The sequence below is a fragment of the Myxococcus qinghaiensis genome (genome assembly GCF_024198215.1).
Classification (GTDB): Bacteria; Myxococcota; Myxococcia; order Myxococcales; family Myxococcaceae; genus Myxococcus; species Myxococcus qinghaiensis.
In genome coordinates this window covers 162,679-188,166 of record NZ_JAKCFA010000008.1, presented here as the reverse complement: position 1 = coordinate 188,166, position 25,488 = coordinate 162,679, and the positions used below count along the sequence as shown (strand labels likewise).

General features: G+C 66.1%; 21 protein-coding genes and 1 pseudogene. 14 read left to right on the top strand and 8 right to left on the bottom strand.

Annotated features, from left to right (window positions below; all coding sequences use genetic code 11):
• The first annotated feature begins 23 nt into the window (after positions 1-23).
• The 10 genes and pseudogenes from LZ199_RS16735 to LZ199_RS16690 all read left to right on the top strand — a co-directional run bounded on the left by LZ199_RS16735 (position 24) and on the right by LZ199_RS16690 (position 14,135).
• A complete protein-coding gene (locus LZ199_RS16735; RefSeq protein ID WP_253994700.1) occupies positions 24-1,526 on the top strand; it encodes a sigma-54 interaction domain-containing protein in 1,503 nt (500 codons plus the stop codon).
• A gap of 28 nt (positions 1,527-1,554) precedes the next feature.
• A complete protein-coding gene (locus tag LZ199_RS16730; RefSeq protein WP_253994699.1) occupies positions 1,555-4,998 on the top strand; it encodes a DEAD/DEAH box helicase family protein in 3,444 nt (1,147 codons plus the stop codon).
• A complete protein-coding gene (locus LZ199_RS16725; protein ID WP_253994698.1) occupies positions 4,995-6,503 on the top strand; it encodes a type I restriction-modification system subunit M in 1,509 nt (502 codons plus the stop codon). Before LZ199_RS16730 ends, LZ199_RS16725 begins: the two co-directional genes overlap by 4 nt.
• Positions 6,500-7,687, top strand: a complete 1,188-nt coding sequence (locus LZ199_RS46695; RefSeq protein ID WP_253994697.1) for a restriction endonuclease subunit S — start codon at positions 6,500-6,502, stop codon at positions 7,685-7,687. The genes LZ199_RS16725 and LZ199_RS46695 overlap by 4 nt, the downstream gene beginning before the upstream one ends.
• Entirely contained in the window at positions 7,684-8,595 is a 912-nt protein-coding gene (locus LZ199_RS16715) for a hypothetical protein (RefSeq protein WP_253994696.1), read from the top strand. The genes LZ199_RS46695 and LZ199_RS16715 overlap by 4 nt, the downstream gene beginning before the upstream one ends.
• Positions 8,595-9,716, top strand: coding sequence for a PDDEXK nuclease domain-containing protein (locus tag LZ199_RS16710; RefSeq protein WP_253994695.1), 1,122 nt, complete (start codon positions 8,595-8,597; stop codon positions 9,714-9,716). Before LZ199_RS16715 ends, LZ199_RS16710 begins: the two co-directional genes overlap by 1 nt.
• 76 nt (positions 9,717-9,792) lie before the next feature.
• Positions 9,793-11,538 carry an AAA family ATPase gene (locus tag LZ199_RS16705; protein ID WP_253994694.1) on the top strand — a complete coding sequence of 582 codons (1,746 nt, stop codon included), beginning with the start codon at positions 9,793-9,795 and terminating at the stop codon, positions 11,536-11,538.
• A complete protein-coding gene (locus tag LZ199_RS16700) occupies positions 11,538-12,476 on the top strand; it encodes a hypothetical protein (protein ID WP_253994693.1) in 939 nt (312 codons plus the stop codon). The genes LZ199_RS16705 and LZ199_RS16700 overlap by 1 nt, the downstream gene beginning before the upstream one ends.
• A gap of 104 nt (positions 12,477-12,580) precedes the next feature.
• Positions 12,581-13,090 (top strand): annotated as a pseudogene (locus tag LZ199_RS16695) (transposase); the annotation flags it as partial.
• Between the two features lie 367 nt (positions 13,091-13,457).
• Positions 13,458-14,135, top strand: a complete 678-nt coding sequence (locus LZ199_RS16690) for a DUF4386 domain-containing protein (protein ID WP_253994692.1) — start codon at positions 13,458-13,460, stop codon at positions 14,133-14,135.
• On the opposite strand, the gene LZ199_RS16685 is transcribed toward LZ199_RS16690, so the two are convergent.
• The gene (locus LZ199_RS16685) at positions 14,113-14,718 is read right to left on the bottom strand and encodes a Crp/Fnr family transcriptional regulator (protein WP_253994691.1); all 606 of its coding nucleotides are present in this window, start codon (positions 14,716-14,718) and stop codon (positions 14,113-14,115) included. The two genes, LZ199_RS16690 and LZ199_RS16685, sit on opposite strands and share 23 nt — an antisense overlap.
• Positions 14,719-14,830: 112 nt before the next feature.
• Positions 14,831-17,086: a di-heme oxidoredictase family protein gene (locus tag LZ199_RS16680; protein ID WP_253994690.1), complete on the bottom strand. Its 2,256-nt coding sequence runs from the start codon at positions 17,084-17,086 to the stop codon at positions 14,831-14,833.
• A gap of 348 nt (positions 17,087-17,434) precedes the next feature.
• On the opposite strand from LZ199_RS16680, the gene LZ199_RS16675 reads away from it, so the two are divergent.
• The gene (locus LZ199_RS16675; RefSeq protein WP_253994689.1) at positions 17,435-18,244 is read left to right on the top strand and encodes a hypothetical protein; all 810 of its coding nucleotides are present in this window, start codon (positions 17,435-17,437) and stop codon (positions 18,242-18,244) included.
• A 104-nt stretch (positions 18,245-18,348) separates the two neighbouring features.
• On the opposite strand, the gene LZ199_RS16670 is transcribed toward LZ199_RS16675, so the two are convergent.
• Positions 18,349-18,693, bottom strand: a complete 345-nt coding sequence (locus LZ199_RS16670) for a TetR/AcrR family transcriptional regulator (protein WP_253994688.1) — start codon at positions 18,691-18,693, stop codon at positions 18,349-18,351.
• Between LZ199_RS16670 and LZ199_RS16665 the strand changes: the two genes are divergently transcribed.
• Positions 18,674-18,919 (top strand): SDR family NAD(P)-dependent oxidoreductase, encoded by a 246-nt coding sequence (locus LZ199_RS16665; protein ID WP_253994687.1) that lies wholly within the window; start codon positions 18,674-18,676, stop codon positions 18,917-18,919. The two genes, LZ199_RS16670 and LZ199_RS16665, sit on opposite strands and share 20 nt — an antisense overlap.
• A 489-nt stretch (positions 18,920-19,408) precedes the next feature.
• Here LZ199_RS16665 and LZ199_RS16660 read toward each other — a convergent pair whose 3' ends face one another.
• Positions 19,409-20,446, bottom strand: a complete 1,038-nt coding sequence (locus LZ199_RS16660; RefSeq protein ID WP_253994686.1) for a helix-turn-helix transcriptional regulator — start codon at positions 20,444-20,446, stop codon at positions 19,409-19,411.
• A gap of 134 nt (positions 20,447-20,580) precedes the next feature.
• Here LZ199_RS16660 and LZ199_RS16655 point away from each other — a divergent pair, with 134 nt between their 5' ends.
• Entirely contained in the window at positions 20,581-21,150 is a 570-nt protein-coding gene (locus tag LZ199_RS16655; protein WP_253994685.1) for a hypothetical protein, read from the top strand.
• Positions 21,151-21,201: 51 nt separating this feature from the next.
• On the opposite strand, the gene LZ199_RS16650 is transcribed toward LZ199_RS16655, so the two are convergent.
• Genes LZ199_RS16650 through LZ199_RS16635 form a run of 4 tightly spaced genes read right to left on the bottom strand, consistent with a single transcriptional unit; the run spans position 21,202 to position 22,964 of the window.
• A complete protein-coding gene (locus LZ199_RS16650) occupies positions 21,202-21,642 on the bottom strand; it encodes a DUF1801 domain-containing protein (protein WP_253994684.1) in 441 nt (146 codons plus the stop codon).
• Positions 21,643-21,667: 25 nt separating this feature from the next.
• Positions 21,668-22,066 (bottom strand): DoxX family protein, encoded by a 399-nt coding sequence (locus LZ199_RS16645; RefSeq protein ID WP_253994683.1) that lies wholly within the window; start codon positions 22,064-22,066, stop codon positions 21,668-21,670.
• 18 nt (positions 22,067-22,084) lie between these two features.
• Positions 22,085-22,630, bottom strand: a complete 546-nt coding sequence (locus LZ199_RS16640) for an SRPBCC family protein (RefSeq protein WP_253994682.1) — start codon at positions 22,628-22,630, stop codon at positions 22,085-22,087.
• Positions 22,617-22,964 (bottom strand): ArsR/SmtB family transcription factor, encoded by a 348-nt coding sequence (locus LZ199_RS16635; RefSeq protein ID WP_253994681.1) that lies wholly within the window; start codon positions 22,962-22,964, stop codon positions 22,617-22,619. The genes LZ199_RS16640 and LZ199_RS16635 overlap by 14 nt, the downstream gene beginning before the upstream one ends.
• A 142-nt stretch (positions 22,965-23,106) precedes the next feature.
• Between LZ199_RS16635 and LZ199_RS16630 the strand changes: the two genes are divergently transcribed.
• Positions 23,107-25,482 (top strand): ATP-binding cassette domain-containing protein, encoded by a 2,376-nt coding sequence (locus tag LZ199_RS16630; RefSeq protein ID WP_253994680.1) that lies wholly within the window; start codon positions 23,107-23,109, stop codon positions 25,480-25,482.
• Positions 25,483-25,488: the final 6 nt, after the last annotated feature.

Here is a 25,488-nt window from a genome sequence, read left to right as displayed (position 1 = left end):
AAGCGTTCTTATATCCTCCGCAGGTGCGAAACGTCCTCGTCGCCTGGATTGGCAAGACCGACCTCCGAGCGCCCACCGAGAGTGAGTCGGTGGGCCAGGGGCCGATCGCGCAGGGGCTCGCCAACCGCGACTACGATGAGGCCTTCCTCCTCTCCGACTACGACGACAACCTCGTCCAGCCCTACCTCAAGTGGCTCAAGGGCCGCACGAGAACGCGCGTCGAGGTCCTGCCGCACAAGCTCTCGGGCCCTACCAACTTCGGTGAGATCTACGAGGCCGCGGTGCGCGGTGTGGAGCACGCCCTCGGCAACGCCAAGGACGCGCAGCTCTCTTTTCACCTTTCGCCCGGCACGCCCGCGATGGCGGCGGTGTGGATCATCCTCGGCAAGACCCGCTTCCCCGCCGAGCTCATCGAGTCGTCGCGAGAACATGGCGTCCGCACTGCCTCGGTGCCCTTCGACCTCTCGGCCGAGTTCCTGCCCGATCTCCTCCGAGAGCAGGACGAGCGCCTGAAGCACATCGCCACCGGCGCGCCGCCCGAGGCGCCCGAGTTCGCCGACATCATCCACAAGAGCCGCGTGATGAGTCGGCTCATCGAGCGCGCCCGCCGCGTCGCCGTCCGCAGCGTGCCGGTGCTCATCGAGGGCGAGTCGGGCACCGGCAAGGAGCTGCTCGCCCGAGCCATCCACCGGGCCAGCCCCCGTCGCGACAGGACCTTCATCGCCGTCAACTGCGGCGCCATTCCCCCCGAACTGGTCGAGTCGGAGCTGTTCGGCCACAAGAAAGGCTCCTTCACGGGCGCGAGCTCGGACCGGAAGGGCCACTTCAAGGAGGCTGACGGTGGCACCCTGTTCCTCGACGAGCTGGGCGAACTGCCTGGGCCCGCGCAGGTGAAGCTGCTCCGAGCCATTCAAGAGGGCGAGATCGTGCCCCTCGGCGAGAGCAAGCCCGTGAAGGTCGACGTGCGCATCGTCGCCGCCACCAACCGCACGCTGACCGAGGAGATCGCCTCGGGTCGGTTCCGCGAAGACCTCTTCTACCGGCTCGCCGTGGCCGTCTTGAAGCTCCCGCCGCTCCGCGAGCGCCAGGGCGACGTGGGCATGCTTATCGACCACCTGCTCGTCCAGGTGAACCGCGAGGCCCAGAGCGAGCCCGGCTTCAAAGAGAAGAAGATTTCCGCAGGCGCAAGGAACCTTCTTCTCTCGCACCCCTGGCCAGGCAACGTGCGCGAGCTGGGCAACACCCTGCGCCGCGCCGCCATCTGGAGCGATGGTGCCGCCATCTCGTCGGAGGACGTGCGCGAAGCGCTGCTTCCCGTGGCCAAGAGCGCGCGACCGGATGTGCTCGGGCGGCCCCTCGGCGGCGGCTTCAACCTGCGAGACTTGTTGAAAGAAGTCGCGCGCCACTACCTCGAGCGCGCGATGGACGAGGCGCAGGGAAACAAGACGAAGGCAACGGAGCTGGTGGGCCTGCCGAGCTACCAGACGTTGACGAACTGGCTGAAGACCTACGAGGTGCAGGGCTGATGGCACGTTCATTGAAAAGGGGCCCGGCATGGTCAGCAACGCCGCGCGAGGAGAGGATGTCCCGTTCATGAAGTCAGTGAACTTCGAGTTCCTCCGCGCGCGCCGCGCCGTGCTGGCCGATCTCGCGGGCTTCGCCGAGCGCTACGCCCACGAAGACCCCGCGAGTTCGCTCATCAAGCAGCGCAGTTTCGTGGAGCACGCCGTCGCGGCCATCTACGAGAGCTACCGCCTCCGTCCGCCGTACTCCGACAACCTGAACGATCTGATGAACGAGACCGCCTTCCGGCAGGCGGTGCCCGAGGTCGTCCAGAACAAACTCCATTCCGTGCGCAAGGCGGGCAACCATGCCGCGCACCCGCGACGGCCCATTACGAGCCAGCTCTCGCTCGAGTGCTTGGCGCAGCTCTTCGACATCGCGCGCTGGTTCTTCGTGCAGCTCGATGGAGGGAAGCTCGACGCGACGCCGAAGTACACGCCGCCACCGCCCGAGCCGGCGAGCGCTGCGAAGACGAAGGACGCCCTCGAGAAGCTGCGCCTCGCTGAAGCCAAGTACGAGTCCGTCCTCAAACGTCTCGACGAGGAGACCAAGAAGCGGCTCGAGGCCGAACGCGCCGCGACGGAGGCCACGCGCACCGCCGAGGAGAACGCGAGCGAGCTGACCAAGCTCCGTGATGCGGGCCAGAAGGTCGCCTCGGCCCTCGAGTTCAACGAGGCCACCACACGCCGTCGCCTCATCGACCAGTCCCTGCTCGCCGCCGGATGGAACGTCGGCGTCGATGGCAAGAGCACCGAACAGGTGAAGCAGGAGCTGACGCTCGCGGGCCTCCCCACGCCGAGCGGCGATGGCTTCGCCGACTACGTGCTCTACGGCGACGACGGCAAGCCGCTGGCGGTCATCGAGGCGAAGAAGACCGCGAAGGATGCGCGCGCAGGAGGCGAGCAGGCGCGCCAGTACGCCGACGCGCTCGAGAAGGCGACCGGCGTGCGCCCCGTCGTGTTCTTCACCAACGGCATCGACGTCTTCTTGTGGGACGAAGCGCAGGGCTACCCGTACCGCAAGGTCTACGGCTTCTACTCGAAGGACAGCCTCGAGTACCTGGTCCACCAGCGCACCGGAAAGAAGGCACTTGCCCACGTCGAGCCGAACCTCGCCATCGCCAACCGCATGTACCAGCTCGAAGCGGTCAAGCGCGTGTGCGAACGCTTCACGGGCAACTTCCGCAAGGCGCTTGTCGTGCAAGCCACCGGCACCGGCAAGACGCGCGTCGCCATCTCGCTGTGTGACGTGCTGATGCGCGCGGGTTGGGTGAAGCGCATTCTCTTCCTCTGCGACCGCAAGGAGCTGCGCCGCCAGGCCGACCGCGTCTTCAAGGAGTTCATGCCCGGTGAGCCGCGGGTGATCGTCGACGCCTCGACGGCCAACGACCGTGACAAGCGCATCTACCTCGCCACCTACCCGGCGATGATGAAGGCGTACGAGGACTTCGACGTCGGCTTCTTCGACCTCATCATTGCCGACGAGTCGCACCGCAGCATCTTCAAGAAGTTCCGCTCGCTCTTCCAGTACTTCGACGCATTGGAAGTCGGCCTCACCGCGACGCCGGTGAAGTTCATCGAGCGCAACACCTACGAGCTGTTCGCCTGCGAGAACGGCGATCCCACGTCGGCCTTCGACTTCCAGCAGGCCATCGAGTCCAAGCCGGCCTACCTCGTGCCGTTCCGCGTGATGCAGGTCAGCACCAGGTTCTCACGCGACGGCTTCCGCTATTCGCAGATGAGCGCGGAGCAGCGCGACCAGCTCGAAGACCAGGACCCACAAGCGCAGGCCGTCGACTACGACAGCGAAGACCTCGACAAGTACTTCTTCAACAAGGACACCACACGCGCCATCTGGCGCTCGCTGATGGAGGGCGGCATCCGCGAGGCGACGGGGCAGCATGTCGGCAAGACCATCGTCTTCGCGCGGAACCACCTGCACGCGGTGCATCTCGCCGAGGTCTTCAGCCAGCTCTACCCGCAGTACGGCTCGGCCTTCTGTCGCGTCATCGACAATCAGGAAGCGAAGGCGGACCAACTCATCGACGACTTCAAGAACCCCGAGAATGAGCTGACCATCGCCATCTCGGTCGACATGCTCGACACCGGCATCGACGTGCCCGAGGTGGTGAACCTGGTCTTCGCCAGGCCGGTGAAGTCGTACGTGAAGTTCTGGCAGATGATCGGTCGCGGCACGCGCCTGCGCAAAGATCTCTTCGGACCCGGCAAGGACAAGACCGAGTTCCTCATCTTCGACCACTGGCAGAACTTCTGGTTCTTCGACGAGAAGTACAAAGAGGTGCAGCCGGCGCCGCAGAAGTCGCTGCTTCAGCACCTGTTCGAGGCACGCGTGGAGCTGCTCTCGGTCGCCATCGACAAGATGGACGAGGCCGCGATCGGGATCGCAGAGCAGCAGATCCTGGGCGACATCCGTGCGGTGCGAGACACGAACGCCATCGACGCCCGCGACAAGTGGAAGGAGCTGACACAGCTTGCGGACGGCGATCGCGTCCACCACTTTGCTGCCGCCACCAAGGCCGATCTGCTGTCGATCGTCGCCCCTCTGCAGCATCTCCGGAGTATCCGAGGCGACGAAGACGCGTACCGTTTCGACCTGCTCATGACCCGCTTGCAGATCGAGCTGCTCAAGGGCGGCCCGAGCGCGCCCAAGGTGCAGGATCTGAAGGGCCGCGTCGAAGAGGCTGTGGAGCTGCTCGGCAAGAACCTCCAGCCGGTGAAGGCCAAGGCCGACTCCATCAAGCAGGTGCGCGACAAAGGCTTCTGGAGCGCCGTCGAGGTCCAGCGCCTCGAAGGACTGCGGAGCGAGCTGCGCTCGGTGATGAAGTACCAGCAGCTCCCCACGACGACGCGCGTGGCGCCGCAGGTCTTCGACGTGACCGACGATGGCCATGTCGCGCAGTCGTACATCCCGAAGCTCGAAGGGCTTGACCTCGTCGAGTACCGCACGCGCGTGGAGAGGGTGCTCAAGGCGCACTTCGCCAACAACCCCGTCTTGCTGCGCATCCGCGCCGGGCAGACGGTGCAGGAAGCCGAGCTCGAAGAGCTGGCGCGCCTCGTCCTTTCGGTCGACGACAAAGCCAACGTCACGCACCTCGCCGGGCACGACCCTTCGATGCGGCGCTCGCTGCTCGCGGTGTTCCGTGGGCTCGTGGGCCTCGAAGCCGAGGCTGTCGAGAAGGCCTTCACCGAGTTCGTCCACAAGCACCCGCGTCTGTCGTCGCAGCAGCTCCGCTTCCTGCAGGTGCTGCGGAACTACATCGCCCAGAACGGCGGCATCGAGCTCGAGCGCCTCTACGAGCCGCCGTTCACCACCCTCCACGCCGAGAGCGTGGACGGCATCTTCAACGACAAGGAAGACGTCGATGAGCTGCTGGCCATCTTGAGCGTCTTCGAGCCGAAACGAGTGATTGCATGAGTACCCTGACCACGCAGCAGAAGAGCGACATCGACAAGCTCTGGACCGAGTTCTGGACCGGCGGCATCACCAACCCGCTCACCGTCATCGAACAGATCTCGTTCCTCATGTTCGCGCGGCTGCTCGACGTGATGGAGACCACCGGCGAGCGCAAGGCCGAGCGCACCAAGAGGGAGTTCCACGGTCGCTTCAAGGGTGCGACCGACCCGCGCCGCTGGAAGAACTTCAAGCAGAAGGACGCCGCCGAGATGTTGCGCGTGGTGCGTGACGAGGTGTTTTCGCACTTCCGCAAGCTGAACGGCGGGACGACGTTCGCCGAGTACATGCAGGACGCGCAGCTCATGATCCAGAAGCCGAGCCTCTTGGTCTCGGCGGTGAACATGATCGACAAGCTGCCCATCACCGACGGCGACGCGAAGGGCGATCTCTACGAGTACCTGCTCTCGAAGCTCACGACGGCGGGCATCAACGGCCAGTTCCGCACGCCCCGCCACATCATCCGCTTCATGGTGGAACTCTTGGAGCCCAAGCCCACCGAGACCATCGGCGACCCGGCCTGCGGCACGGCGGGCTTCCTCGTCGAGACGATGCAGTACCTGCTCAAGGAGCACACCTCGCCGCAGGGCCGCCTCAAGGGCGAGAACGGCGAGGTCATCTACACCGGCGACAAGCTGGAGCCGTACCGCGCGCACATCCAGAGCGGCATGTTCCACGGCTTCGACTTCGACGCGACCATGCTCCGCATCGCGTCGATGAACCTGATGCTCCACGGCGTCGACAACCCCGACATCCACTACCAGGACACGCTGTCGAACAGCTTCCCCGAGAAGTTCGCCAAGCAGGCGACGGGCGGCTTCGACGTCATCCTCGCCAACCCCCCGTTCAAGGGCAGCCTCGACGAGGGTGACGTCCACCCGTCGCTGACGCAGGCGGTGAAGACCAAGAAGACCGAGCTGCTCTTCGTGGCGCTCATCCTGCGCATGCTCAAGAAGGGCGGACGGAGCGCGACCATCGTGCCGGACGGTGTGTTGTTCGGGTCGAGCAAGGCGCACACCGCGCTGCGCACCATACTGGTAAAGGACAACCAACTCGAAGCGGTCATCTCGCTGCCGAGCGGCGTGTTCAAGCCCTACGCTGGGGTGTCGACGGCCATCCTCGTGTTCACCAAGGGCGGCAAGACGGACCACGTCTTCTTCTACGACGTCGGGGCCGACGGCTTCTCGCTCGACGACAAGCGCGACGTGGTGAACGACAACGATCTGCCCGACGCACTTGAGCACTGGCGCAAGAGGAGCGCGAACAGGGACGCCGACAGGACAGCGACGCACTTCATGGTGCCGGTGGCCGACATCGAGGCCAAGGACTTCGACCTCTCTATCAACCGCTACAAGGAGGCGAAACACGAAGTCGTCACGTACGACCCGCCGAACAGGATCATCGGCAGGCTGCGCAAGCTCGAAGCCGAGATCGCGAAAGACCTGAGTGAGCTGGAGGCGATGCTGTGACGACCTCGCCTTGGCCCGTACGTCCGCTCACCGAGTGCGGTCGGCTGCTTTCCGGGGGCACGCCCAGCAAAGCGAATGCGGCATACTGGGAAGGTCACATTCCCTGGTACAGCTCGAAGGAGCTGAAGGCGTTCGAGCTGAGTGACAGCGAGCTTCATGTGTCAGCGGAGGGAGCGGCGAATGGAAGCAACCTCGTGCCGCCCGGCACCGTCCTTTTTGTGGTGAGAGGCATGAGCCTCGCGAACGAGTTCCGCGTCAGCCGCACGCTCGTCGAGGCCACGTTCAATCAGGACGTGAAAGCGCTGATCCCTGCGCCGGATCTCGACTCGCGCTACTTAACGCGGTGCCTCCGCTGGCTTCAACCGAGGGTTCTCTCGAGCACCGAGGAGTCGTCTCATGGAACGAAGCGACTGCCCGGCCAGGTCTTTGAGAACCTACCCGTGCCCGTACCGCCGATTGCTGAGCAGCGCCGAGTCGCCGACATCCTCGACAGGGCCGACGCCATCCGCCGCAAGCGCAAGGAGGTGATCGCCCTCACCGAGGAGATGCTGCGCGCAGCATTTCTGGAGATGTTCGGTGACCCGGTGACGAACGCGAAGCGCTGGCCGGCGAAGCCGCTCGCAGAACTCGGACGCGTGACCACCGGCAACACACCATCGCGTGGCGTTCCCGCCTACTTCGGCGACGACATCGAGTGGATCAAGTCCGACAACATCAACACGCCCAGCCACTACCTTACCCGAGCGACCGAGGGGCTCTCGGCGCAGGGACGCGCCGTCGGAAGAACCGTGCCTGCGGGCAGCACCCTGATGACCTGCATCGCCGGCAGCCCGGACTGTATCGGCAACGTCGCCCTCGCGGACCGAGAGGTGGCCTTCAATCAGCAGATCAACGCCGTGACGCCTCATGATGGTGTCGACTATCGATTCCTCTACGTCCTTCTCCTCGTCGGAAAGCGACTCGTACAGGCCGCGTCCACGAACAGCATGAAGGGCATGGTCAGCAAGGGGAAGCTCGAGGACGTGCTGGTCCCTGCGCCTCCACCGAAGGCGCAGGCCCAGTTCGGTGAGGCCTTCGACCGCGTGTTGCGTCTCAGTCGCCGGCAGGAGGCAGCTCAGAGCGAGGCGCAGACCCTGTTCGACACCACGGTCCAGCGTGCGTTCTCCGGGGAACTCGCGTCGTGAGCTGGCAAGTCGGACAGCGCATTGTCGCGGATGCGACGGGGGCCACCGTGCGCGGAAGCAGAATCGCTGGCGGCACGCAGCTTCACATCGACGTCGCGTTTCGGCTGGTCGAGTGGCCCTGGAAGGAGAACGGCCTGATCTCCCTTGTGCCTCAGCCAAGCGAGGTCGCGGCGCGCTTCGCTCGCGGGGAGCTGAACCTCGGCTTCGCATTGCCGAACCCAACGAGTCTGGTCTCGCCCCCAAGCCACTCCTCGACGGCTTCGGTTCACTTCACGTTGGCGCTGTCGACGCAGGCACTCGTTGCGCTGGAGACTGCGCGCGATGGAGGCTCGATCGCGTTCTTCATGACGCTGGTTGCGCATCCGGTACGGCTTGCGCAACACGAAGGGTATGCACCCGGCATCGAGGTCGTGCCGACGGTCGAACAACGGGCGTTCGAAGTACCGAAGGAGCAGTGGCTCGCGGTGCTCAAGAGCGTCGGGTACTGCGACTCGATCCTCACTGAGGCGCGGCTTCCGACGAGTGGGCCCGAGTCCACCAGCGTAGGGCGACAGAGGGTCGTGAACGCGGTCAACGCGCGCAACGACGGGCGCTACCGAAACACGGTGCAGGAGTGCCGCATCGCGCTCGACGCGCTCAAGACCGCTCGCTTCGGAGGTCGGGCACCCGACGAGGTCGCGCAGTTCCTCCAGAAGAACGCGCGCAACCTCTCGCAGGCCGAGCGGTTCTCGGCATTGCAGGTCGCGATGCAGCTCTTCTTGTCGCCCGTGCATCACGATGGCGTGCCCGACGAGGAGTTCAGCCGCGAGGACGCAGACCTCGCCATCGCGATGACGGCGGCGCTCCTGCGCCTCGCGCCGCGCTGGGGCGCCCAAGACACCGAGCGCGACACCAGGGAGTCGTCGTAGTGACCACCTTGCGCGGCAAGAAGTCGGCCTCGAAGAAGGTCGCCACCGTGCGGCGACCCTCGAGCGCGCTCGCAAAGTCCGACGCGGCGTTCGCCTCGGAGTTGGTGCGCGACCTCTCGGAGATGATCGAGGCGGCCCAGAAGCAGGTCGCCACCGTCGCGAACGTGGCGCTCACCGCGCTCCACTGGCAGATCGGCCACCACGTTCGCACGCATGTTCTCGAGGGCCGCCGCGCGGAGTACGGCGGGCAGATTGTCTCCACGGTGTCGAGACAATTGGCAGAGCGCTTCGGGCGCGGCTTCAACGACAAGTCGCTGCGGCACATGGTCCAGTTCGCGACCGCCTTCCCCGACCGCGAGATTGTCTCCACGGCGTGGAGACAATTGACCTGGAGCCACTTCAAGGTGCTCACCTACCTGAAGGACCCGCTCGCCCGCGACTTCTACTTCGCGATGTGCCGCATCGAACGGTGGTCGGTGCGCGAGCTCGGTGAACGCATCCAGAGCATGCTCTTCGAGCGCACGGCGCTCTCGAAGAAGCCCAAGGAGCTCATCAAGAAGGAACTGGCCGCGCTGCGTGAGACCGGCGAGCTGACCCCCGACCTGGTGATGCGCGACCCGTACATGCTGCCCTTCCTCGGGCTCGCCGACACCTACAGCGAGAATGACCTCGAAGCGGCCATTCTCCGCGAGATCGAGCGCTTCCTCCTGGAGCTGGGCGTAGGCTTCACTTTCGTCGAGCGCCAGAAGCGCATGACGCTCGACGGCGACGATCACTACCTCGACCTCCTCTTCTTCCACCGCCGCCTGCGCCGCCTCGTAGCGATCGAGCTCAAACTTGGCGACTTCAAGGCCCAGGACTCCGGTCAGATGGAGCTGTACCTGCGCTGGCTGGACAAGCACGAACGCCAGCCCAGCGAGCAGCCGCCGCTCGGCATCATCCTGTGTGCGGGCAAAAAGCGAGAGACGGTCGAGATCCTCGACCTCGACGCGCGCGGCATTCACGTGGCGGAATACCTGACCGAGTTGCCACCTCGGAAGCTCCTCGAGGAGCGCCTGCACAAGGCCATCGAGAGCGCTCGCAACCGAATCGCCCCGGGCAAGCTGGGAGGCCCGAAGTGAGGCGGCCGATGACCGGAGTCGTGCAAGGGGCGCTTGCACCAATTGGCGGGCATCGGTTGCCCATGGCGGAGACCGCATGCTGACCTCGCTTGAGATCGAGAACTTCAAGGGCATCGGGGCTCGCCAGCGTATCGACTTCGCGCCGCTGACCCTGCTGTTCGGCGCGAACAGCGCGGGCAAGAGCAGCATCCTGCAGGCGCTCGTCTACCTGCACGAGCTGATCGAGCGCGGCTCGGCTGACGTCGATCGCACCGAACTGGGCGGCCATGTGCTCGAGCTCGGCGGCTTCGCGCGGCTTGTCCACCAGCACGACACCGCGCGCGGCATCGTGCTGCGCGCCGAGTTCGCCACGCCCGGCGGCCTCGAGCGCTTCGGGCGCGACCTGACCGACTTTCCGTTCCCCGACCTCGACGACGATGTGGAGAGCGCGTGGCTCGAGCTGACCGTCGAGCACCGCACCACGACCGCCTTCCGAGGGCCGATCGTCAGCGGGGTGCGTATCGGAGTGAATGGCGACTCCGAGCCCCTCATGTGGCTCGAGGTCGGCGCGACGATGCGTGAGGGGGAGCCGCTCCACGCGCGGGTGAACCTCGGTCACCCGCTCCTCGCGACCGAGACGCGGGAGCTGCCTGGTGGCTACGCCATCGAGGCCGATGGCACTCGGCGCCCCTTCACCGCGAAGCACGCCCCGGCGGACGTCACCGAAGCGTGGGAGCAGATCGCCATCCCTGAGGAGGAACTGCACCGGGAGTTGGAAGCCGAGGGAGGCGGTTCCGGTGGGGGAAGCGGCGCAGGCGCCGGGCTCGGCGACGGCAGCGGCTTCGGCGACGGCCGCTCGCTGCCGGTGTTCGCGCTCGCGCGGACTCGGGCGTCAGCCCTGCCTGCGCAGGGCGAGCCCCTACGGGTCGTGGCGGCAGGCGACATCGAGGGCGACAAAGAGGAGCTCGTCTCGCTGCGACTCAAGCCCGCGTCCGATGAGGTGAAGCGACAAATCGAGGCGCTCGATGCGTCAATTGCCCTCCGAGAGCGCGCTGCGCGGGAGGTCCGTACGTTCTTGGAGATGGTCGTGCTCGGCACGACCTCTCAGCTCGCGGGCTTCCTGCGTGACGCCCAGTACATCGGGCCGCTGCGCATGATCCCGCCGCGCGGGTTTCTCTACGAGCGCGCCGGCCGCATCACGAGCTGGGCCGACGGCCTCGCCGCGTGGGATCTGCTCCTCGCGGACCGCCTCACGCTCGTCGAGCGGACGAACGAGTGGCTGCGCAAGCTCAACGTCGGCTGCAGGGTGGTCGTGCAGCAGCTCTTCGAAGGCAACGTCGACGCTGAGGACGTCGCGGCAGGTCACGTCGACAAGACGGTGCGGCGCCTCTTGCTCGATACCGGCGCGGGCTCGTTCGTGCTGCCATCGGAGGTGGGTTCCGGCATCTCTCAGCTCATTCCCGTGGTCGTTGCCGCCATCGAGGGGCGCGGTGGTCTCTCGCTGGTCGAACAGCCGGAGATCCATGTCCACCCGGCCGTGCAGGTGGGGCTTGGCGATCTCCTCCTCGATGCAGCGAGCCGCGAGGGGCAGCGCCGAATCATCTTCGTTGAGACCCACAGCGAGCACCTGCTCCTGCGGGTCATGCGGCGCATGCGCGAGACCCACGAGGGCACCGTGCCGGAAGGTGGTCGTACCGTACGGCCAGCGGATGTCTCCGTGGTGCTCGTCGAGAGGGACGGTTCGCGTAGCATCAGCCGCAAGATGCCGCTGAACGAGCGCGGAGAGCTGGTCAAGGCCTGGCCCGGAGGGTTCTTCGAAGAAGGCCTTGGAGAGGTGCTGTGATGGCGTTGCTCGCCGAGTATGCGCTCACGCCCGACGTCTTCGACGTGACGGCCTACACCAGCGAGGAGGTCTGCGGTCTCCATCTGCAAGCCCTCAAGGACGTGCTCCTCCACGAAGGGCTCGTCCGCAACCTACGCGCGGGCGAGTGGGCCAAGACTTTCGACGACTCGTCGCGCCCGTGGCACCAGCGCGGCAAGGAGCTACTGAAGAAGCTGCGGACGCAGCAGCGGATCGTCTTCGCCGATCCGGCCGGCGCTGCCAACCCGCAGACCGACGCCGACTGGTGCATCGAGGCGCTCGCGAGCCACTCGGCACGGCCCCTCGCGGGCGTGATCGCGACCGATGCCACTGCAATCCCGCACACTCGCAACGCGATCGTCAGCTCCATGAGCAAGTTGTCGAGCGCGCCTTGGTGGGCCGCGCGGAGCCCGTCGCTGCGCCTCGGGCGGACGCTCGTGGACTACGAGGCCGCCCTCGCACCGGTGTTGCGGCATGCCAACTCGCTCATATTCGTCGACCCGTTCATCGATCCTACGGACCACCACCAGTATGGCGACCTGATGAAACTCCTCGCGGGGCTACGTACGCGTTCGGTAAAGCCGCTCGTCGAGATCCATCGAGCGGCCCGGTACGGCGCCGGTAACGACAAGCGCCCTCAGGTGAGCGACGTGGTCGCGGCGCTGACGCCAGCCATCACCACGGCGGCCAAGACCGCGGGGATGTCGGTGGAAGTCTTCCTCTGGGATGACATCCACGACCGCTACCTGATCACCGACCTCATCGGCATCAGCATGCCGTACGGGTTCGGCACGACGAAGGCGCCCAACGCTCGGACGACGTGGACACGCCTCGGACGCGACGACCGCGATGCCGTTCAGCGCGACTTCGACCCCGCGCGTCGTGCCCCTCGCCACCGCTTCACCGTGAAAGGAACGTGATTGCGATCGAGCGACTCGACAGCGCCACCCTCGAATCCCTCTGCGGTGTGCTTGGTGACACGGGCGGCGGTCTCACGGGGACCGAGATCGGCGGGCTGCTTCGCCAGTGCCAGATCGAAGACGTCGCGCCGGGCATCACGACGCGACATCGGCTCTACGAGGCGCTGGCTGCGCGTCAGCAGTGCGACGGTGTAGCCAGAAACGTGCTCGCCAAGGCGCCCTGGCGCCTGCGCGGGCGGTTAGGGAAAGAGACGTCGGCCATCTTCGAGGCCCCCACCCTCCAGGACGCCAGGAAGCGACTGGAGGCCCTCCAGGAGGGCCTGGGGCGCCAGGTGCCCGAGGCCATGGAGTGTCTGCGCCAGGGCTTCGCCGCCGCCACCTGCTTCTTCTCCTTCCCCAAGGCCCACTGGAAGCGCCTGCGCAGCACCAACGGCCTGGAGCGTCTCCACGGCGAGGTCAAGCGCCGCATCCGCTCCGTGGGCGCCTTCCCGGACCGCGCCATCGCGCTGCGCCTCATCACCGCTGTCGCCCTCGAAGTCACCGGAGTCTGGGACGACCGCCGCTACCTCGATATGTCCCTGCTCAAATCAACCCCAGACACCACCGCTGCTTGATGCCTCCAAGGAGCATTCCTCCCCCGAACCCCCTCCGAACCAACTACACAAGATTCGGGACTTGACCCAGTCCCACGCCACTTCTCTGCAGACGCTCAGCACACAGGGTCCACCTCCATGCCCACGACCGCGAAAGCACCAAGCCGCAGAGTCTCGTCCAGCGGGAGGAACAGCAACGTGCCTTTTTGTCTAACCACGTCCAGCCTTCCTCCTCCGATGAGGGCCTCTCCACGTGACGGAAGTCCGCCCGACCTGGTAGCGGCCGCCACGGCGGGGCCTTCGTTTCTTGACCTGAGTCAATGAACCAGGCTGAGGCCCCCTTCTACTCTCGTGGCCACAACGGTGCATCACGGCACCGCGCCTCGATATGAACACCGCCAATCACAAACCCGGCAGGGTCCTGGGTCTCCTCTTCATCCTCCCGTTCTTCGCCTACGGAATCGGCTCCGCCGTCATCGGCTCATTGCTGGAGGGCACAGACCCGCTGTCCCAGGTCATCGAGCACCGCCCCCGGTATGTCGCCGGTGCACTGCTCCTGCTGCTCAACTCCGCGACGGTGGTGGGCATCGGTGTCCTCTTCTTCCCCATCGGCAGGAGGCACCACCCAGGTATCGCCCTGGCCTATATCTGCACGAGGGTGATGGAGGCCCTGCTGCTGACCGTGGGAGTCCTCTTCCTGCTTTCCATCCTCCACCTTTGGGAAGGCGCACCGGGCCTCGGGGACTCCAGGGCGCAGGAGCTGCTGACCCTGACGACGCTCCTCGCGAGAGGAAACTTCTGGGCCTACCAACTCGCCATGTTCGTGCTGGGGGCGGGCAGCGTGGCGTTCTGTGTGCTGCTGTTCCGCTCCGGTCTGGCGCCACCCTCCCTGGCCCTGCTCGGAGTGGCAGGCTACGCCCTGCTGGCGCTGGGGTGTGTCCTGGAGTTCCTCGGGCTCCCCGTAGGCACCTTCCTCTCGCTGCCGGGTGGACTGTTCGAGCTTGGCCTGGGCGGCTGGCTTATGGCGAAGGGGTTCCGGCCCATCACCCGTTCCGCCGCGGAGTAGGACGTCCGCCCCTGGACGCGAGGCGCTTGCGGATGCGGCTCAAGGACTCGGGCTTCACGCCGACGTAGCTGGCCAGTTGGTACTGCGGGATGCGCTGGAGGAGGTCGGGCCGCGTCTCGAGCAGCCGCAGGTAGTGCTGCTCAGGTGTGTCATTGACGTACGAAGTCAGGCGGTCCTGCTGCTCGGCGAGCACCTGCTCCATGGCGCGCCGGGAGATGGACTCGAAGCGCGGGAAGCGCGCGTACAGGTCGCTCTCCCTCTGCGCGGTGCCCACGACCAGCGTGGTGTCCTCGGCACAGGCGAGGAAGTGCTCGGCGGGAGTCTTGTTCATGAAGCTGCGCAGGGAGAGCACCCACTGCTCTTCCGAGAAGAAGCCGTTGCTGCGCTCTACACCGTCCACCAGGGAGTACTGCCGGACGCAGCCTTCCAGGACGAAATAGCATTCGGTGCAGACCTGCCCCTGCTCCAGGAGGACGGCGCCCTTCTTGAAGGTCCTCACCACCATGCTGTCCAGAATCGCCCGGGCCTCCTCTTCCGAAAGCGGGGACAGCCTGGAGAAGTAGTCGAGGAGCTTGTGCTTCATGGGCGTGAAGGGAGCGTAGCAGCGCGACTCGGAACTGGCGCGTTGCACACCCTGCGATGGAGCCCGCGGGGTGTGTAGGGCGGGACCGGGCCGGACGACCGAGCTCATCGCCTCAGAGAGACTTCAAGAACTCGAGCAAGGCCGTCCGCTGGGAGCCGCTCAGCGCGCGGAAGGCCTCCTTGGCGGACTCGGCCTCCCCACCGTGCCACAGGATGGCCTCGGAGAGGCTGCGCGCGCGGCCGTCATGCAGATAGGCCTCCCCGCCGCTGATGCCAGCCGTCAAGCCAATGCCCCAGAGAGGCGGCGTGCGCCACTCCGCTCCCGTGGCCCCTTCCTCCGGGAGGTTGTCCGCCAACCCCGCTCCCATGTCATGCAACAGCATGTCGGTGTAGGGACGAATCACCTGGCTGCGCAGCTCGGCGTAGGGATGATACGGGCTGGTCGTCAACGTCGAGACATGGCACCGGGCACAGCCCAGGCTGTCGAAGAGGCCTTCCCCCTGAAGCGCCTGGGCGTCATTGAGCTTGCGGCGCGCGGGGACCCCGAGCAGGGCGATGTAGCGCACCATCCTATCCAGGTCCGCATCCGCCAACTCGGTGCCCGCACCCGCGCAGGTCTGCTCCGAGCCGCAATCCAGAGTGGGGAAGACAGAGGTGGTGACCCCCATGTCGACATTGAGCGCGTTCGCGACTTGATGCCGGAGCCTCGCCTTGCCCGCCTTCCAGCCGAAGCGCCCGGCGCGCGGCTGGCCCGTTTGTGGATCCACCAACGTCTGCATGCGCCCGGAGATGCCGTCGCCATTGGCATCGTTGGCATCGGCGAGGGCGGCAATCGTGCCCTCATCGAGAGCCTCCAGCAGGCCCAATCCGACGAGGGGTGGCGTGATGCGGGCCGAATGGTGCGTGGGAATGGGGCCTGTGAAGCCGTAGACGGGGCGCCGCAGCTGATAGCCCGTGCCATCTCCAAACGTGCCGCTCGTCACCGTCCAACCCGAGATGCTCACGTTGCCCTCGGGGCTCCCGGTGGTGCGCTGCGGTTGAAGGACCCACCCCAGCGCCGGATGCGCCGTCACGGAGGAGCCGACCGCTCCCACCCTGACGGTATAGCGAAGGGGCGGCGCGAGGACGACGTGGCCATAGGGGTTTCCTCCACTGGGGCCACCACCGCCCACCGTGAAGCTCACCGGGGACGTGGTGCTCAGTCCCCCCGCGGAGTTGCCAATGGTGAAGTGGTACTGGACGACCGTCCCCGCAGCGATGGTGTTGAGCAGATGGGTGTTCGCGTTGGAGCTGTCATGCGCCATCCGGAAGCTCTGCTGGGAGCCTACGTTGAGCCGGTAGTGAAGGTCCGCCCAGGGAGCGTTATTCACATAGAACCGCAAGCCATACACGGACGTCGCCGGGTCGGGGGGAAGCGCGCGGCCATTGTTGATGTGGCAGGCAACGCAGGTGCGCGCGATATAGGCGGGCCCGAGCTTGTTCTGCTGCGCGGTGAAGCTCGGGTTGCCAGCCTCCGAGTGGGAGCCATCGCCGAAGTCGGTGTGATGCAGGCGCCGCCCCTCGACGAACGGCTGTGCATTCCCGGGCGCCATGTTCGTCGCGAGCTGCTTGAACAGGTGCGCCGGCTCGTTCGAGTAGCTGTAGCCAAGCGTCGTGCGTCCCCCCAGCCAGGCTGTCTCGGGCAGGGGAAACGAGTCCAGGTTCGAGCCCCTTCCTTCCCAGGGCACCATGCCGCCCTGGCCCACGATGTAGAGGAACGCTGTCCCGTAATAGTTGGCGCGTCCCACGACGGGAGGGAGCATGAAGGGGCTGAACTCAATCTCCATGCGGTCGCCCACTTGAATCCGCCGGTTCTCCTTCGCATTGTAATTGAGGGTGGCCGTGTAGTGCAGCGGGTCCACCTGCGTCATGTCCACGTTGAACCAATATTGAGAGAGCACAGCCTGGCCTTGGTAGAACGCGCGGAAGTCCGGTGTGTCCAGGGCACGAAGTGAGGTGACGTTGACGGTGATGTCGGTGCCACCCTTGGCGACCCTGTCGATGATTTCGATGCCGTGGGTGCGGTATTCGAAGTACAGCGGCAGGTAGTGCTCGTAGCTCTGGAACTGCGCCTCACGGGCGTGGCGATCTCTCGACCGGTCTCCGAGACGGGTGATGAGCGCCGTCGGCGTATCCACCACGACCGCGTGCTCGAGCGGGGTGCTGGAATCGAAGAGGGGGACCACCGGGGCCAGGGACGCCAGCATGGAAGACGGGCCGGGCTGTGCTTCATCGCGATGGGGCAGGGGAGCGTCCCCGCAGGCGCCGCTGAGCACCCCCAGGATGGCCAGACTCCAAACCGCCACTCGTGCGAAGGAAGGGTCTCTCATGCCCTTGAGTCTATTCTATCAAAAGCTGAAATAGCCTGAATTCCAGCTTGGCTTTTCCGCGCACAGGATATGCGTGTGAAATGAGACAGTCGACCAGCGCGGGCAAAGACATGCAGCTCGCCATCATGCCGTCCGCAAGCGTCGTCATGCGAGTGGACGTCCTTGAGAGGGAACTCAAGTTCACGAACACGTGGAGTCAAGCCATACGGCTGGCGAGAGAATCGCCATGACCAAGGGTGTTGGTCCCTTTCCCGGGTTGTCGGTATAGAGTGAGCCTGCTCGGGGCCTCCATCGACGCGCCTGGCTCCGGTGCACGCACCTTCTTCCGAGCATCGAGTCCCTTCCCATATGCCGTCACCTTCCTGGCACCGTACCGTTGGCATCACTGCCGCTCTGGCCATCTGCGCTTGCGGAGGTCCCGACGAGGCCGACCGGTACCTGCTCGACTTCGTCTACAGCTCGGACACCTTCGTGACCGACCCAGGCACCTTCGTCTCGTTCGACGGCCTCTCCTTCGTGGTGGAGACCCTCACGTTCAGGCTGTCGGACTTGCGGATGGACCTGTCGCCCCACGTCCGCTGCGAGGACTATGAAGAGGTGCTCTCTCCAGAGGTGTCCTGTATCAACCCCGTGAGGCGCCCTGGCTCGCCCCCCCTCCAGAACTCCCCCGAGGTCCTGCCTGGCGTGCTTCACCTCCCGGGCCCCGTGGAGTTGGGCACCGGCAAGGGCCTGACCGTGGAGGGCAAGCAAGTGTTCATCCCTCGCATCTACTATCCCGCCATTGATACGCGGTGGGCTCCGGGGACGCCGGAGCACCCCAGCTTCCAGCTTCGCGCGCGCTTCACCTACCAGGGGAAACCCCACGTGCTGGAGTTCGCCTTCCAGTCAGACGAGCCCATGCGCTTCGAATACCGGGGCCTGTCGACGGGATTGCCCGAGATGTTCTCGGAGCATCCCGCCGTCTTCGGCGGCAAACTGGACATTCATAAGTGGCTCTCAAGTAGCGACATCTTGGGCTGTCTGGCGACTGGGGATCTGACTCTGGACGCGAACGTGCTGCGGCTGGAGACCGGACGGGGGGCCTGCGCGGATTCCGCCAGGTACATGCGGATGGAGATCGAGCGGAGTGGCGACCTGTTCACCGCGCTGCGCCGGTAGACACGTTCACCGCATCCATGCCCCGCGCCTTCCACCGAATGTGCGTGCTCTACTCGCCAGTCCTCGCCACGCGCCCATGAGGTGCGGCACGAAGCGCCGAGCGGTCAGCCGCCGTCGACGAGGTCCTGGAGCATGGTCGCGAGCATCGCGGCCGTGGCCGGGTCCAACGTCCCGGCGAGCGGCTTCATCGGCGCCATGCTTCGGAAGGTCCACACGCCACAGAAGAGGGCGAGCAGCAGCGCCGCGCGCGACTCCGCCTTCGGGGGCCCCAGCCTCTGGGCGAGCGGTCGCGTCAGCCGCGCCTCCAGCAGCGTCGTCACCAAATCACGCACCTCGGCATCCCCCGCCGACAGCAGCAGCCTCGCCAGCGTGTCCGCCTCGGGCACGGGCTTGCTCATCAGGTACTGCACCACGTTGCGAGGTTGCGCCATGAAGAAGGACTGGAGCACGCGGGACATCCCCCGACTGGAGGGAAGGAAGGCCATCGTCACGGGGGCGAACAGCGGCATCGGGTACTTCACCGCCCTGGAGCTGGGGCGGGCGGGGGGCGAGGTCATGGTCGCCTGCCGGGACGTCCAGAAGGGGCAGGCCGCGCTGGAGCGGCTGCGCGCCGATGTCCGGACCTACAGCCGCGAGCTCACCGCCTGCGACGCCGCCGTGCTGAGCACGCCGTAGAAACCAAGGCCGCGCCCCGGTGATGGTCGAGCCGGGGCACCCTCGGTCACGTCCTCGGCCACGGCATCGCGTCGAACTGGCTCGCTTCAGCGACGAGCGGAGAGCAGCTCTTCCTCGTTGGCCCTCGTTCCGCGCTGGACCTCTCCGCCATGAATTGGCCGAGGTTCTTCTTCGGCGACGAAACCTCGTTCGGCACCGCAGCCGCGATTCGAGCGACCCGTGAGGGAGCACGAGAGGTCGCGTTCTCGTTCGAGGTGGACTCCGAGGAAGGCTCGCGCATCGCGCTCGAGCGCCTCGGCATCGCGAACGGCGTGACGCTCACCCCGCGTGAGCCGGAGGATCGCCACGCCCGGCAGCAGGGAAGGGGCGGAGAAGAAGAGCAGCCCACGGCTCGGCATGCGGCCTCGGGATTCGTCCCCGCGGCGAAGCGCTGCGAGTCGCCCTTCACGCCTCATCGAGCGTCAGAGGAAGTGAGCGCCGCGTCGGGCGTCACGGCGCCGAGCTGCGTGTCCGGTAGGCCTGTGGTGTCATGCCGTGCCAGCGACGAAAGGCACGAAAGAACGACGCCTGCTCGGCGAAGCCGAGGAGATACGCAACCTCGGCGAGGGTCAGCTCCGGCTGCTTCAGGTAGCCTTCCGCCAACGCCTTGCGCGTGTCGTCGAGCAGCTCTTGAAAGCCAAGACCGAACTCCTGGAGACGCCGCTGCAGCGTGCGCTCGCCGAGCCCCAAGACCTGGGCGACCCTGCCCAGGGTCGGCGCACCTTGCTGGAGGTGGTCTCTGATGACGGCGCGCACCGAGGCGAGCAGCCTTGGAGCATCGTCGGGCCTCGGCAGGGCTCGCTCGAGGACGCCGCGAAAGTAGCTCTCCAGCTCCGCGTCCGCCTTGCGCACGCCGAGCGTGGCGACAGTCGGCTCCAAGACCAGCTCAGCGAAGGTCGCGCCGGGCGTCACGGCGGCGCCGAGTGTCTCCTCGTAGATTGCGCGCTCCCCTGCTGGCAGCCGCGCTCTGCGGCTGTACATCGCACGCACGGGGATGGGGGCGTCGCTCAGCAGGGAGAGCAGGCGGACGGCGACGAGCAGGGTGTAGTCGGAGACGAGCTGGCTGCCGAGGCGCGGGTCATCTCGGTGCTCGCGGATGTGCAAACCGTCTGCCGCGAGGGTCGTCTGGTAGGTCGCGGTGCGGTTGGTCAGCTTTTGAAAGCGGGCGTGACACGCCATCGCGACGCCGATGTCCGGCATGCTCTTGCACGCGAGGCCCACGACACCGAGGCTCTTGGCGTCGTACGCACGCGCCGCCGCGATGACGAACTCGGCATAGCGAGGCTTCTCGAACATCAGCTCCATGTGCTTGTACGTGGACGCGCCGCTGACATACGCGTCAGGCTCGAGCAACGCCTGTCTGCGCCAGCCGAGCTGGCTTGTCAGTTCATCCTCGGTGGCACCGAACCGGAGCGACGTTTCAAACGCCGGGATGACGTTGCACGCGGCGATGTCGCCCTCGGACAGTGGTTTGGCGGCCTGCGACATTGTTGGCGGCTCCCATGGCTCAGCATCATCACCCCATGAAATGCCTGAGTGCGCTCTTCTTTGTTGTGTGCGGTGTGGTTGGCTGTGGGCACGTCCCCCTCGCGCCAGGGCAGTCGTCGCGGTTGGCGGCGCCCGTGGCCAGCCATGGTGAGTTGATCTACGTCGGAACGGTGACGCCCGAGGGGAGCCCCGCTCCTGTCTTTCGCTACGAACGACGCGTCGTCGAGCGCGCGAACGGCGAGCGCGTCTCGACGCACATCACCTTCGCCGACAACACGCCGGTCGTGTTGCAGCAGGCGACTCAGGACGGTGACGGCCGGTTGTTGGCGTTCGATGAGGTGCACTCTCAACGCGGCGAGGCGCACCACTTCGAGGGCGGCGAGCGCCGTGGGACGGACCTCGTCGTCGGACCGACGCTGTTCCGGTTCGTCCGCACGCACCTGCGTGAGCTGCGCGCCGGTCAGGCCGTCCCCCTGGTGTTCTGGGACCGAGGCAGCACCTACGGCTTCGAGCTGACCTTGCATGGCGACACCGTGCGGATGCGCGCGACGAACTTCTTCGTCGGGCTGGCAATCTCCCCGATGGAGCTTCGACTCGGTCCGGATGACCAGATTGTGGCGTATCGCGGGCGAGTGCCACCGATGCACGAGGGAGCCGCCACCGACGCCGACGTGACCTACGTCCAGCTCGCGCCGTTCCGTTAGGACCTCCGAGGTGACTCCCGGAGGTCCACGAGGTCCAGGTCGCGGAAGCCCTCAGGCCTTCGCCTTCTTCGTGGGCTTCGCCTTCTCCTTCGACGGCTTCGCCTTGCCCTCACTGTTGAGGGAGATCGCCTGGCGAATGAGCATCTTGAAGGCAGCCGCATCCACCTTCTCCCCCTCGCGGATGTCGATTGCCCGGCGCGCGTTTCCTTCGAGGCTCGAGTTGAAGAGCTTGCCCGGGTCCATCAGGGATGCACCCTTGATGAAGGTCAGCTTCACGACCTCCTTGTAGGACTCGCCCGTGCAGATGATGCCGTCGTGTGACCAGACCGGCGTGCCCATCCACTTCCACTCCTCGACGACGTCCGGGTCCGCGTCCTGGATGAGCTTGCGCATCCTCGCCAGGGTCTCCCCGCGCCATCCCCCCAGGTCGACGATTCGCTGTGAGATGAGCTCCGACGCCGGAGGACCTTCAATCGCGCCTGTCTTCTTCATGGTCTCCTCCTGGAAGTTCCAGCGCTCAGGCGGTCGCCGGGCGGAGCTCGACAGCCGGGGCCTGCAGACGGCGCCAGAAGAAATACGAGAGCCCCCAGAGCACGCCGGTGACCACCGCATAGATCCACCGCTCCATGCCGTGACCCATCGCGAGGTGGGCGATGAGCGCGGAGACGAGGGTGAAGGCGAAGCCCGCATAGGCCCACTCCTTGAGCCGCGCCGGCACCGGCGCGAGCAACACCACCACGCCAATCAACTTGGCCCACGCGAGCCCTTTGCGGAAGTAGTCCGGGAAGCCGAGCTCGGCGATGGCCTGCGCCACCTCCGGCAGGCTCAGCTGCGCGTAGGCGGTGAAGCCCATCTGCAGGCAGAGCAGCACGGTGACGACCCAGAAGCCAATGACGATTCCTTTTGAGCGTTGCATGTTCATATCGGGCGGAAATCAGAAGGAGGGGGCTTCGACGCCGAACTGCCTGGCGTACTCGACGTTCAATCGCTGCCAGCCATCGAACCGCATGGCGTCAGGGCCGACGAGGCGTCCGATGGGCTGACCGTCGAGCAGCCGATCCATCACATCGAAGCAGATGTGCCAGCCCGCGGCGCCCATCGAGATGAAGCCCCGGTTGATGTTGTGCCAGAGCGTGAGTCGGGTACCGGTTCCCTGGGGCTCCAGCTCCCAGCGGAGGTCCTGTCCCCCCCAGCTGTATTCGAGCAGCTTCGGCTCGTCGGCCCGCTTGATTTGCGTCTCCGCGACCACCTGCTTCGGCGCTCCCACGGTCGACAGCTTCGCGGTGCCAACGCTCCCCAGATTCCGGTCGGAATCGAACGGCGCCCACTCGCGCAGGTGCTCGGGCTCTGTAATCGCCCGCCAGACCTTCGCGGGAGGGTGGGAGAGGTCGCGCACGAGCACGAGCGTCCACTTCTCTCCCTCCTTCTCAATCCGGGCGCCCGACGCGGCACCCGGCGTGTAGCGCTCACGGCTGCTCATGTTTCTTCCTTCCTTTGGCAGGGGGGACCTTGTCCATCTTGTCGAGGTGCTGCTCCAGCGCGTCCAGGTGCTTCGACCAGAAGCGCCGGAAGGGAATAAGCCATTCGTCGACTTCCATGAGCGGCTCCGGTCTCAGTCGGTAGAGGCGACGCTGCGCTTCAATGCGTGATTCCACGAACCCCGCATCGCGCAGCACCCGCAGGTGCTTGGAGACGGACGGCTGCGACAGTCGGAGCTCGCGCTCCAGGTCGCCCACCGACCGCTCCGACGAGAGCAGCAGGCTCAAGATGGCCCGTCTGTGGGGCTCCGCGATGATGGCGAATGATGATTCCACGCTGGATATATACTCACGGAGGTATATACCCGTCAAGGCATGTTCGTCGACGTCGACCGACGGTCGGCGTAGAAGCTGAGCGCCCGAGCGGCCAGGCCCGCTCGGATTTCCACACCCCTGATTGCCGTTGGTGACCTACGCCATGACTGAGCGCAAGCCCTCCCCCAGCCAGCCTCCCGCGGACCGCCATGACCTGATTCGCGTCCGAGGTGCCCGTGAGAACAACTTGAAGGACGTGAGCGTCGAGCTCCCCAAGCGACGGCTGACGGTGTTCACCGGCGTGTCGGGCTCGGGCAAGTCGTCGCTGGTGTTCGGCACCATCGCCGCGGAGTCGCAGCGGCTCATCAACGAGACCTACAGCGCCTTCGTCCAGGGCTTCATGCCGAGCCTGGGCCGGCCCGAGGTCGACGTGCTGGAAGGACTGACGCCGGCCATCATCGTCGACCAGGAGCGGATGGGCGCCAACTCCCGCTCGACGGTCGGCACGGCGACGGATGCCAACGCGATGTTGCGGGTGTTGTTCAGCCGCATTGGCAAGCCGTACATCGGCTCGTCCAACGCCTTCTCCTTCAACATCCCGTCGGTCCGCGGCGTCGGACAGATTGAGGTGGAGAAGGGCGACGAGAAGAAGGTGGAGAAGCGCGAGTTCACGGCCGCCGGTGGCATGTGCCCGAAATGCGAGGGCATGGGCTCGGTGACGGATATCGACCTGTCACAGCTGTACGACGACACGAAGTCGCTCGCCGAGGGCGCGCTCACGATTCCGGGCTACACCGCCGATGGCTGGCAGGTGCGCATCTTCTCGGCCTCGGGCTTCCTCGACCCGAACAAGCCCATCCGCAAGTACACCAAGAAGGAACTCCACGACTTCCTCTATCACGAGCCGACCAAGGTGAAGTTCGAGAGCATGAACCTCACCTATGAGGGGCTGGTTCCGCGAATCCAGAAGTCGTTCCTGACCAAGGACAAGGAGGCGATGCAGCCGCACATCCGCGCGTTCGTGGAGCGGGCGGTGACCTTCACCCGCTGCCCCGAGTGCGAAGGCACCCGGCTCAACGCCGCCGCCCGGTCCTGCAAAATCAAGAAGCTCAACATCGCCGATGCCTGCGCGATGCAGATCAGCGACCTGGCCGAGTGGGTGCGCGGACTGAACGAGCCGTCCGTCGCGCCGCTGCTGGCGACGCTGCGGCAGACGCTGGACTCGTTCGTGGAGATTGGCCTCGGCTATCTCAGCCTCGACCGGCCGTCGGGGACGCTGTCGGGCGGCGAGGCCCAGCGCACGCAGATGATTCGTCATCTCGGGTCCGCGCTCACCGACGTGACGTACGTGTTCGACGAGCCGACCGTCGGCCTGCACCCGCACGACATCCAGCGGATGAACAACCTGCTGCTGCGGCTGCGCGACAAGGGCAACACCGTGCTGGTCGTCGAGCACAAGCCGGAGGTCATCGAAATCGCCGACCACGTCGTCGACCTGGGTCCTGGCGCTGGCACCGCGGGTGGCGAAGTGGTGTTCGAGGGCACCGTCGCCGCGCTGCGGGCCAGCAAGACGCTCACCGGGCGGCACCTGGATGACAGGGCCGCCTTGAAGCCGTCGGTGCGCAAGTCGTCGGGAGCGCTGAAGATTCGCGGTGCCACCTCCCACAACCTGAAGAAGGTGGATGTCGACATCCCGCTCGGCGTGCTGGTGGTGGTGACGGGCGTGGCGGGTTCCGGAAAGAGCTCGCTGATTCACGGCTCGGTGTCGGGCAGGGACGGCGTGGTGTCGGTCGACCAGGCCCCGATTCGTGGCTCGCGGCGGAGCAACCCGGCGACGTACACCGACATGCTGGAGCCCATCCGCAAGGCGTTCGCGAAGGCCAACGGCGTGAAGCCCGCCCTGTTCAGCGCCAACTCGGAGGGCGCCTGCCCCACATGCAACGGCGCCGGAGTCATCTACACCGACCTGGCGATGATGGCCGGCATCAGCACGCCCTGCGAGGACTGCGAGGGCCGTCGGTTCCAGGCGGCGGTGCTGAAGTACAAGCTCGGCGGGCTCAACATCGCCGAAGTGCTCGACCTGCCCGTCAAGGACGCGGTTGCGTTCTTCGGTTCCGGCGCGGCGAAGACGCCGGCCGCGCATGAGATTCTCAAGCACATGGCCGATGTCGGGCTCGGCTACCTGCGGCTCGGCCAGCCCCTCACCACGCTGTCGGGTGGCGAGCGGCAGCGACTGAAGCTCGCGACGCACATGGGCACGGACGGCGGCATCTACGTGCTCGACGAGCCGACCACCGGCCTGCACCTGGCCGACGTCGAGCAGATGCTCGGGCTGCTGGACAGGCTGGTCGACTCCGGCAAGTCGGTCATCGTCATCGAGCACCACCAGGCGGTGATGGCGCACGCCGATTGGATCATCGACCTGGGGCCGGGCGCGGGCCACGAGGGCGGGAAGATTGTCTTCGAGGGCACCCCGGCCAGCCTGGTCGCCGCGCGGTCGACGCTGACCGCCGAGCACCTCGCGGCGTACGTCCGCTGACCGTTC